General features: G+C 29.5%; 9 protein-coding genes. 7 read left to right on the top strand and 2 right to left on the bottom strand.

The genetic code is table 11. The annotated features are described in order from the left end of the window. Positions 1–324: 324 nt before the first annotated feature. A complete protein-coding gene (locus IP023_RS15430) occupies positions 325–951 on the bottom strand; it encodes an FMN-binding negative transcriptional regulator (RefSeq protein WP_262914430.1) in 627 nt (208 codons plus the stop codon). 41 nt (positions 952–992) lie between these two features. Next, positions 993–1,427: a GNAT family N-acetyltransferase gene (locus IP023_RS15425; protein ID WP_241791305.1), complete on the bottom strand. Its 435-nt coding sequence runs from the start codon at positions 1,425–1,427 to the stop codon at positions 993–995. 108 nt (positions 1,428–1,535) lie between these two features. Between IP023_RS15425 and pdxR the strand changes: the two genes are divergently transcribed. From pdxR to IP023_RS15390, 7 genes are all read left to right on the top strand, one after another. After that, positions 1,536–3,029 carry a MocR-like pyridoxine biosynthesis transcription factor PdxR gene (gene pdxR, locus IP023_RS15420; protein WP_241791304.1) on the top strand — a complete coding sequence of 498 codons (1,494 nt, stop codon included), beginning with the start codon at positions 1,536–1,538 and terminating at the stop codon, positions 3,027–3,029. Positions 3,030–3,274: 245 nt separating this feature from the next. Continuing rightward, positions 3,275–4,003: a S24 family peptidase gene (locus IP023_RS15415; protein ID WP_241791303.1), complete on the top strand. Its 729-nt coding sequence runs from the start codon at positions 3,275–3,277 to the stop codon at positions 4,001–4,003. 107 nt (positions 4,004–4,110) lie between these two features. Next, positions 4,111–5,316 (top strand): SIR2 family protein, encoded by a 1,206-nt coding sequence (locus tag IP023_RS15410; RefSeq protein WP_241791302.1) that lies wholly within the window; start codon positions 4,111–4,113, stop codon positions 5,314–5,316. A 99-nt stretch (positions 5,317–5,415) separates the two neighbouring features. Next, the gene (locus tag IP023_RS15405; protein WP_241791301.1) at positions 5,416–7,068 is read left to right on the top strand and encodes an ATP-binding protein; all 1,653 of its coding nucleotides are present in this window, start codon (positions 5,416–5,418) and stop codon (positions 7,066–7,068) included. Between the two features lie 134 nt (positions 7,069–7,202). Beyond that, the gene (locus tag IP023_RS15400; RefSeq protein ID WP_241791300.1) at positions 7,203–7,487 is read left to right on the top strand and encodes a hypothetical protein; all 285 of its coding nucleotides are present in this window, start codon (positions 7,203–7,205) and stop codon (positions 7,485–7,487) included. A 147-nt stretch (positions 7,488–7,634) separates the two neighbouring features. Further along, a complete protein-coding gene (locus tag IP023_RS15395; protein WP_241791299.1) occupies positions 7,635–9,137 on the top strand; it encodes a DUF262 domain-containing protein in 1,503 nt (500 codons plus the stop codon). Then, the coding region (locus IP023_RS15390; protein ID WP_241791298.1) for a DUF262 domain-containing protein at positions 9,118–9,780 on the top strand (663 nt) is incomplete at its 3' end. The genes IP023_RS15395 and IP023_RS15390, both read left to right, overlap by 20 nt.

The following is a 9,780-nucleotide window of genomic DNA, read 5'->3' as shown; positions in this document are numbered from 1 at the left end:
TTAGGTAAAATTACGCCAATGGAGAAATGGAACAAAGATAAACACCTGATCCTAAAGAAGGATTTGGTAGCATAAATTTAACAAGCGAAATTTAAAAGATTACTCTTGTTTTATAGGGGTCAAAACAATTGCTTACAATTAAATATTCTCTGTTATTAATTATTTTTTCTATTGTTTGATACTTATTTTGACTAAATACATTAAAAGTCAATAGTACACTAAAAATTAATAATATTATTTTCTTCATGTTTCAAGTTAAGGAGTTGTGTGCGTCATCAAAGTAAATTGGACAATTTGTATCCTCAGTGTAAGGATATATTAGGCTCAAAAAAGGTTATTTTTTTTATTAAAACGCAACATATACTCTGCCATAAGTTTATCTGAGGGTAGAGAACTATTTAATAAGCTTCCAGTAATATTTTCCTTTTCATGTTCAGATTTGTTTTGACTAAGTTTTGCCTTTGCTTCGATATTAGTAACATCTATTCTTAAAGTTACGATACCTTTGAGCATTTTGTTCTTAAACTCTTCAGAAAGATTATTCCATTTGCCTAGGTAATCTCTCTCATATTTAATAATAGTTTGATCCATTACTCCCTGAATATCATCTTTATTATGTAGAATACTTACGTTCCCATAAATATGAACAGCCATATAGTTCCAGGTCGGTACTGCCTCCATTGCTATATAGTTATTTGTAGAAATATAAGCATGAGGCTCTGAAAAGATCAGCAATACCTCTTGTTTTTCGATTTCTTTCCATTGATTATTTGCAAGAGCTAGATGTGTATATAGTTTTAAATTTTGAGAATTTAGATTCGAAATGATTGGAATATGGGTCCCTATAATTCGTCCATCATTTTTACTTAACAGAATTCCAAAGCTGAATCGATCTATAAACGATATTATCTCTTCCATATCGTTCAATATATTTATTTTAGGTATGTACATTAATTAGGTTTTTTTAGTGGGAAATAAGTGATAATCAATTGTTATAGTGTATAGTTGTAGAATTTAAATGTACTCTCTCGGAAGCCGATTTTTTCATAAAGTTCTTGCGCAGGATTATCATGAGCAGTGCTGAGGGATACCCGCGAACATTGTTCTTTCCTCCCATAATCTAATACCTTTTGTATTAAAGCAGAAGCGACTCCCTGTTGTCGAGATGATTCTATAACATACAGGTCGTTTAGTATAAGAACCTTAGTAAGGGAAGCGGAAGAAAAGGTTCTAAATACCTGTACAAATCCTAAAATATCAGGACCTTTTTGTACATAAAATATTATTGATTCATTCTTTTCGAGTCTTTGTCTCAAAAAATTTAAAGCGGAATCTCTATCTGTGTCAAGCCCGTAAAAATTACGATATAGATTGAATATAGGCTCAATTTTAAAAATATCCACTAGTTCTGCTATCACTATTTTCATAATTATTATTTAATTACGTAATTCCTTCGATTAGAATTACATTTTGTTTTATTAGTTATTCAAAATTAATATTAAATTGGAATGTATTAATCAACCAATTTTTAAAATATGAGTAGTCCAATTTTGGGTAATTTAACTTTAGATTTTAAAAGTAAAGGTGGACAGAGTAAATATCTAACTCTGTCCCAATTGCTTTTGAAATATATTAATTCAGGATATTTTTTTAAAGGACAAAGATTGCCAAGCAGCAGAAGATTAGCTGAGCAATTGAAGGTTAATCGGGACACGGTAGTAAAAGCTTATGAAGAATTGGAACAACAAGGATGGATTAAATCAAAGGCCTGTAGTGGATATTATGTACAGAATATAGTAAATAAGCAGAGCCCTCAAAAAAAGATAAACAAAGAGGGGAATGGCGTGGATAAAATAATTATATCTTCTAAAAAAAGTGCTCACATCAACAATTTATCCATTCCTCAAATGGTTACACAAGCAGATTTTCATTTTGATGATGGATTTCCTGATCCGAAACTGAGTTTTCTCAAAGAATTTTATCAGACTTATCGAAATCAAATGAATAGAGGAGGCTATTATTACAAATATGGATGTTATGGAAACCCTAAAGGAGGTGAAAAATTTCGAATAGTCATGTCTCATTTCTTGAATGAAAATAGAGGGTTCCAAATCTCATCCGAACATATTATGTCGAGTAATGGTACGGTTATGGCATTAAATCTAATTAGTCAATCTTTACTTACATCAGGTGATTCAGTGATTATAGAAAGACCCTGTTGGTCTAGAGCTGAACAGATATTCCAATTTGCTAACTGTCATTGTATCCCAGTAGGGGTTGATAGAGATGGTTTACTTGTTGATCAGTTGGAAGATATTTGTTCAAAAACTTCTATTAAGCTTATTTATATAACGCCACACCACCACTATCCTACAACGAAAAGTCTTTCTTTAGATAGAAGGTTAAAATTATTAGAATTAGCGAATAGGTTTGGTTTTTTCATAATTGAAGATGATTATGATTATGATTTTCAATATAATCAAAGCCCATTACTTCCATTAGCGAGTATGGATCATTATGGGTCTGTAATTTATTGTGGATCCTTTAGTAAAAATCTTTCACCGACTTTCCGATTAGGTTATATAGTTGCCAATCCTAAATTAATTGAACTTTTTGCTAAAGTTCGTTTAGTTGTCGATCGCCAAGGAGATCATATTATGGATAATACAATAGCCGAATTGGTTGAGGATGGAACTTTTAATAGATATATTCGTAAATCGATTGTTCAATATGCTAAAAGGCGGGATATATGCTGTGAATATTTAAATATGAAATTAAATAATTTTGTTGATTTTGAAGTTCCTAATGGAGGTTTAGCGATTTGGGTAAAATTTTTACCTGAAATAAATTTAAATACACTTTCAAAAAAATGTTTAAAAGAGAATTTATTTATTTCAAATGGTCAATCTCATAAGTATGATAATTTCAACGCTAACGCTATTAGATTGGGATTTGCATCATCCAATGAGATTAAAATAAAGAGATCTATTGAAATATTGAAGACGGTGATTGAAAATACTTCGTGGTAGTTTATGACATTGTAAATAGTTAATGTGGGGTGAATGTATTCATAAATTGAATTAGTCAACACTTAATTTGACAGATGGTATCAAATTGTGTAAATCGTCAGCATAAAGCGACCATATAGTATTCAAATCTTAAGGAGATATTAGTCTCATAAAATGTTCATTATGATGGGTATTTCATTTGTTTTTTAGCTATATTCATAAATGCTATTGTATAGCAGATAATCTCAAAAAACGTACCTTTGTTCTTGAATTATACAGGAGTCATTATTGGACCAGAGTTGGACTATGATTTTATAACCAAGAAACTAGTGGTCTATAAAGATCTTTATAAAGATAAAAACGGAAAGAATTCAATTAAGGATGATGAAATTTTGTTAGACTATATCATCAATATTTACAAGACTATCTTTTTGAGAGGAATAGAAGGTACATATGTTTATGTATGTAATCCTAACCTTAGAAAATATCTCAGCCAATATATTCCATTATTTGAAGCAGATGAGCGTAAGTCTACACTTGAGTTTTTGAATTCTCAAGGTGTAAATACAATTCCTTATTATGACATATCTGTAGCAGCTGGAAGTTTTTCTGATATGCAAGCTGCAGAAGAAGTTAAATACATTAATATGCCAGAATTGTCTAATCCTGATGACTATTTTGCCTGCAAAGTAGTTGGTGATTCGATGAATAAGGTGATCCCAAATGGTAGTATATGCTTATTCCGTAAATATTTTGGAGGTAGTCGGAATGGATTAATTACGCTTGTTGAAGGAAGAGAGATTTGGGATAGTGAAATGGGGTCTAATTACACAATCAAAGAATATACAAGTAAAAAAACTACCGATGAAGATGGATGGAAGCATGAAGAAATAATTCTTAAACCATTGTCTACTTTTGATTATGACTCGATCGTTTTAAGAGATGAGCTAGTAATGAATTTTAGAGTTTTGGGGATATTTGAAAAGGTATTATAGTCAAGCAAGTGAGAGAATCTTTGTTTGCTTGGAACAATCAAAACATATAATTAAGCATAAGCTTTTAACCAAAATGGCTTATGTAGTATTTTTATAAAAAACCAAATATGAAATATATTTTACTCAATAATAAAAGTTCTGTGGCTTATGACGATTCAAATCCTGAAGACATAAAAGTATTTATTGATAATAAGGAACATGATTTTAAAGAAAGCATTGATAATAGAATTGATTATGCTATAGCGACTAAAAGAAATAAATATGCAAAAACTTTAAATCATCAATTTGAAAACCTTGTTTTACTTACAGGTGCAGGTTCTTCAATTGATTGGGGTGTTGATGGCAAAGTTGGTCAATCGATGGTTAGCCTATGGGATGGTGTTGAAACAGAATTAGGTTCAGAATTATTCAGTAAATTATTAGAAGTTATCAAATATGAGGACAAATGGCCAGATGAAGAAATTGTTAAAAATTTAGAAAAGGTTTTGTCTATGGCCACACCCGCTATACCATATGTTGATAAAGCTGTTATCGATTTAGAGGATTGTATTAGCAAGATTAAGACTTTTATAAAGGAAGCTTGTATGCTTAGTCTACCAGATCATGCACCTCATTCCATTTTATTAAATAAAATGACGAAGAGAAAAGTTACACTCCCAAGATTTAAATTGTTTACATTGAATTATGATACTATGTTTGAACAGGCTGCTAGTAAAAATAATTTTACAGTAATAGATGGTTTTTCATTTAGCATACCTAGAATATTTAGTGGTAGAAACTTTGATTATGATATAGTAAGTAGAAACCAAAGTAGAGTAAAAGAAGAAGATAATTTTATAGAAAAAGTTTTTCATTTATATAAGTTACATGGCTCAGTAAATTGGGATAAAATTGACAATAAAATCTATCAACGAGAAGGAATTGAATCTCCTTTAATGATCTATCCACATCAATCAAAATATGAAAGTTCTTACGAGCAACCATATTTTGAAATGATGTCTAGATTTCAAAATAGTTTAAGAAAGGAAAATGTATTCTTGGTTACTATTGGATTTAGCTTCGGCGATAAACACATTGTAACATCCATTATAGAGGCTTTGGAGCAAAATCCAAGCTTTCAATTAATGATAGTTAATAAAGGTATTGATGATTCTAATGAAAACTTAAAATCATTTATTGAAGCTGCGGAAAAATATTCCAACATTACTATTGTAGATGAAACATTTGAAGACTTTGCAAATAATTATCCTGATTTACAAACATATAATCACGATACAAATAAACAAATAATTATAAATCTACCAACTGCTTAATAAATGAAGATTAACCCGTTTCTGCATAGTCACTTTTTAGGCTATGTTAACCATGTTTCGCCGTCTTTTATTAAAATACACTTTCCGTCATCAGTTTTAATGAAATCATTTTTTCATAATTCTGAAATATTAAAGGGAGGCTTAGTAGGTAATTATGTTGTTATTGAAGGAGAAGATAAAGGCTTTCTTTGTAAACTTTTAGAAGTCACATTACCTGAAAAAGAAAGATTAGAATTGAGTGAGAAAACGTTTTCTACAAAAGAATTTCACCCAACTGGTAGATTGGAAGTTTTGCTATCATTCGATTTATTTGATCCATTAAATATTGAAAAAGGAGTAAATTCATTGCCTTTGATTGGGTCAAAAGTTTTTATTTGTTCTTCAGAGTTTTTAGCGACACATTTTAGAAAATTTGGGGTTAAAACAGAAGATTTAGAAACAGCACCTACCATTAAGTTAGGTAATCTAATTTATGATAAAAATGTTTCTGTTAATTTATCTCTACAATCACTATTTGCTCGACATTGTGCTGTAGTTGGCACAACAGGTGGTGGTAAAAGTTATACAATAAGTAAGTTTATAGAAGGTATTATTGAGGCTAATTCTAAAGCAATTATCATTGATCCAACAGGTGAATATAGTGGTTTTGATGTCAAGACTGAAGTTGAGAGTACTAAGCTTATTACTGATAGTTATTTTCCATATCAAAATCTAACTATAAATGATTTATTTGTTTTATTTAGACCATCAGGTCAAGTTCAGCAACCAATGTTGTTAGAAGCTATAAAATCCTTAAAATTAGCTAAATGTTTGATTAACGATATTCCCAAGAATAATCATAGTAATAATGGAACACATGATATATTTTCTTTTAATACTAAGGATGGAGTCCAATCTGTATTTGTTGAGAACGGATTAATTTTAAAAAGTGACCAATTTATATCTCCATTTAATAATGCTTATTATAAATATAAAGGCATTATAGAAAACTTTACTCATAATAACTTTGAAATTCTACAACTTCATAATCAAATTTCAAATGAATGTTATCAAATCTATGGTAAACAATGGGCTAAAAAACAAGATGAGAGAAATTTTAGTAATTCAACCAGCTTAATAATTAGAATAAACAACATTATTTCGAATGATAAATATACTGGCATGTTTGGCTTTAATAATCCTGCAACACTAAATCTCATTGAGAAAATTGATTCTTTTATCACTAATCCTGATAAAAATATATTAAGAATAAGTTTTGAAGATGTTCCATATGATTTTCAAGCAAGAGAAATTCTAGCAAATGCTTTAGGACGATATTTATTAAATAAGTCGAGAACCCTTGTTTTTAGAGAAAAACCATTGGTTTTGTTTGTTGATGAAGCACATCAGTTTTTAAATAAAAAAGTAAAAGATGAGTATTTTGAAAGTACTGAATTAAGTGCCTTCGATAGTATTGCTAAAGAAAGCCGTAAATACGGATTATTTTTATGTTTAGCTACCCAAATGCCTAGAGATATCCCCATAGGAACATTAAGTCAAATGGGAACGTTTGTAACTCATCGTCTTATTAATCATTATGATAAAGAGGCAATTTCAAGTGCATGTTCTACAGCAAATAAAGAAACATTATCTTTTTTACCTTCACTAGGTTCAGGTGAAGCTATCATAATGGGAGTAGACTTTCCAATGCCATTGTCTATCATGATTGATAGACCATCAATTGTACCTACATTTGATACTCCCAAATTTTAATTCAATAGATCATATTTTAACATAAGGTAAATAACTTATTAATAGTGAAATACACCAAATCAGAATTCGACCAAGGGGAAAATGTATTTAAATAAAAACCCATATACAGAACTAAATATAATAAAATTGAGATTATGGATAAAGCAAATAATCATAACGGCTTTAAATTAATTGGAATTGTACCTCTTAAGGATTGCGATCAGAAATTTTGCAAAAATTTAAAAATCGGAACACCGTATTTGTTTTACAATAATTATGAAATCCAATTAGATGATGCTAAAACAGAAGTGAAAAGCATTATCATCAATCTATCTTCAGTTCCTACTACAATGTATAACTTACAAAATGGGATTCAAGTAAATGTTTCTGCTATTGTTGGAGCTAACGGTTCTGGAAAAAGTGCATATAATAGATATTAAAAAACTTAAAAAGGAATTTGATTTTAATGATCAAGATGCTGAGTTAGATTCTACGATAGCTAATCGTAATGATTTTGGTGATGATTAATGCGTGACTTCGAGTACCTCAGTCACAGAGTAAAAAACTATAAAATAGAATTATAAATAATGGCAAATTTTGAAATAGGAACAATTGAAATTGATAAATTATTTCATGATTTAAATATTAAATTATCTATACCAGATTATCAACGGCCATATGTTTGGACGAAAGAGCATATAGAGGATTTGTTACAAGATTGGAAAGATCATTTTTTTAAAGAACAAAATTTTAAATCTGATGCAATCGATTATTTTATGGGTTCTATTATGATTCATAATAATAATGGTATTTATGAGGTTATAGATGGTCAACAGCGTTTAACTACCTTGTTGATCATGGACTATGCATGGAATGGTGTAAACTCTGTATTACATAAGGGGATTTTTAGTTTTAATTATCAATCTAAAATCTCTGCAGAGCATATTCTCGAAAATAGAAATCTCTTGGTAAATTTAAAAGATAGCTTAGTAGTACAGTCTTTTAATGAGATTATTAAGAAATTAGTATGTTCTGTTATTATTACTCAATCAGAAGATGATGCTTTTGTTTTTTTTGAAAGTCAAAATAATAGAGGTGTTCCTTTAGATGAAGTTGATTATTTCAAATCTTATCATTTACGAGAATTGAATAATTACCCTCATTATTTACGTCATTTTGCTAAAAAATTTGATCAAGTAAACGCACTTAATAATTCCAAAGTTAAAACCAAACCACATTTAAAATCACTCAACGAAATTTTTATCCAACAACTTTGGAGGGCTCGTTATTGGTCGAAGAATAAGTTGTTGTTTGCAACTAGAAAATCCTTATTAGATAATTTTCAGAAAAATACGGTTGTTTTTGATGCTGTAGATAATATTAAATTATACCCTTCGTTTAGAAACACCTTAGGAACAAGCTTGCAGTTTAACAAACAAATGCAACCAGAGTTAAAATCTACCATTCGATTATATGGTGATGATAGTTTGGATATTCCTTTTACAATCAATCAGCCTATACAAAAGGGAATCGGTTTTTTTCTTTATACCGAAAAATATACTTCCATTTTTAATTATCTGTTTAGAGATGAATTTGAAGGAGATATAAAAATGATTACTAAGCTAATTTATCAATTGTACAATGAATATTTTATCAATTTGTATCAGCTAGCTGTAGTGATGTATTATGACAAGTTTGGTGCTGAAAAGATAGAAGAATTTTGTAAATGGTTGGAACATTTTATGGGCGCTTTTAGAATGAATCGTTCGTCTATAGTAGAACAATCGCCAATTGTTTTATTAAGAGATTATGGTAATGTGTTGCTAATGATAGAGCAAGCTTATTTAACTAATGAGGTGCTACATAATTTAAAAAATAGCATTCCTGAAAAATATTATCAAGGTTTTGTATATCGATCAAATGAAGATGGAGGGACTAGTATACATCATAATGATGCTAGTGAAAAAAAACTTTCAAATGCTAGACAGAATTACTATCAAACGGTGAAAAAATATTACGGAAAATGGAGTGTAAATAATTGTGAATTAAACGATAAACAAAATTGGGTCAATGGAAGCCTTGCTAAATAGAAATGAAAATTTTGAGGAATTATCTCAAAAAGATAACGCTGTTATTGCTTCAGGAATTTTGACTTTAAAGAAAATTGTGAAAAATAATCTGCATTTTAATATTCCTATTTATCAGAGATTGTATGTTTGGAAAGTTAATCAAATCCGGACATTACTGGAGGATTTAAAAAATGCTTTCGAAAAAGATATTTCTTATGATTTTTTTTTAGGAGGCGTAATGTTGTCTAATAATGAAACTAATCAAATAGATTTAGTCGATGGACAACAACGTTTTACAACACTTTGGTTACTTAGTGATTTATTGTCTATTCACTGTACTAAGTTAAAAACTTTTACTTATACATCTATTCAAGAACCGAGAATCTATTTTTCTATTCGTGAAAAAGCGCAACAATTTTTGAAAAGTAAAGAGAGTTTTAAAGAATACTTTAATGAAAGTGGCGAAATAATCAAGGGTATAGAAAATGAAGTGAGTGAGATTATTCCATTAGTAGAAGGTCAGCAATTGATAGATGAAATTTTGAAAGGGTTTCAAAAGGAAGAAACTTTTAATATAAGTTTATTTTCTGATTTTATCTTTAGTAGAGTCAATCTTACTTATACGTTTCTGCCAGGTAGTTCGGATATGAATCGTGTTTTTGAG

Origin of the sequence: Sphingobacterium rhinopitheci (assembly GCF_022627575.1) — a bacterium.
In the GTDB taxonomy this organism is placed as follows: Bacteria; Bacteroidota; Bacteroidia; order Sphingobacteriales; family Sphingobacteriaceae; genus Sphingobacterium; species Sphingobacterium rhinopitheci.
Note: the sequence above shows the minus strand (reverse complement) of the source record. Positions and strands in the feature narration are given on the sequence as shown.